Annotated in this window: 2 protein-coding genes; both read left to right on the forward strand. The window is 33.8% G+C overall.

Translation table 11 applies throughout. The annotated features are described in order from the left end of the window. Nucleotides 1-93: 93 nt before the first annotated feature. Nucleotides 94-429: a WG repeat-containing protein gene (locus ACT3RN_RS15820; protein ID WP_192520674.1), complete on the forward strand. Its 336-nt coding sequence runs from the start codon at nucleotides 94-96 to the stop codon at nucleotides 427-429. A 50-nt stretch (nucleotides 430-479) separates the two neighbouring features. Beyond that, nucleotides 480-800: a WG repeat-containing protein gene (locus ACT3RN_RS15825; RefSeq protein WP_192520675.1), complete on the forward strand. Its 321-nt coding sequence runs from the start codon at nucleotides 480-482 to the stop codon at nucleotides 798-800. The last annotated feature ends 147 nt before the right edge of the window (nucleotides 801-947 follow it).

Below are 947 nucleotides of genomic sequence, written 5' to 3' on the forward strand. Positions count from 1 at the left end.
GAACACTGTAGGTTTGATATGTTGAGTGGCCTAACAATTCATTAGTTATATTTTTTACCTAACAAAGGACGTTGTAACTGTGGATAATTTATTATGAAAAATTTGATTTTATTAGCCTCCACGCTTATCTTCTGTGGCTGCACAATGGATGATACAAAACTAAATATTAATCATTCATTGGATGCAAGTCAGGCTTTGAGTGTAGAAAAAAATAGCCCTGAGACCACATCAAACGATAAATCAATATATCTATACAACTCCCCATCGGATCCATCCATAATAGATGATTATGATTTCAAACCTTTTGAGTCTGAAGGTAAATGGGGCTATAAGTACCATGGAAAAGTTGTCATTGCACCTGAGTACTCATTTGCAGGAGAATTTTTAAGTGGTTATTCTAGAGTTAAAAAAATAATAAATGGGGGCTAATAAATACAAAAGGTGAAGTTCTACTGCCTTTTGAGTATGACAATATAGATATGTTCAATGAAGGGTTCGCATCAGTTCAAAGAAACGGTAAACGCGGCTTTATCAACGAGCAGTTTGTAGAAGTAATTGAGTGTCAATACGATGAAGGCTATGATTTTAACGAAGGCCTAGCGAATGTTAAGCTAAATAACAAATGGGGATTTATTAATAAAAAAGGAGAAGTCATTATTCCATTTATATATGATGACGCTGATAGATTCAGAGATGGAGAAGCTCAGGTTATCAAAGATGATGAAACGTTTTTAATAACTATGAGTGGAAAACGTCTGGATACTCCAGTTACTACTGATTATTTATATCAGCTTGAATAATAAAAGTTTTGACCCCTGCCTTTAAATCCGTACAGATAAACTTAACTCTTTTAACAGGCTTAACAATTAATTAGGTGTATTTCGTGGTTAAACTTATTTTTGTAGCAATGTCACTCTCATTAGCAAGCTGTACAAGCTTAAGTACTC

The sequence above is a fragment of the Psychrobacter sp. AOP5-GZ1-6 genome (assembly GCF_052376345.1).
GTDB lineage: Bacteria > Pseudomonadota > Gammaproteobacteria > Pseudomonadales > Moraxellaceae > Psychrobacter.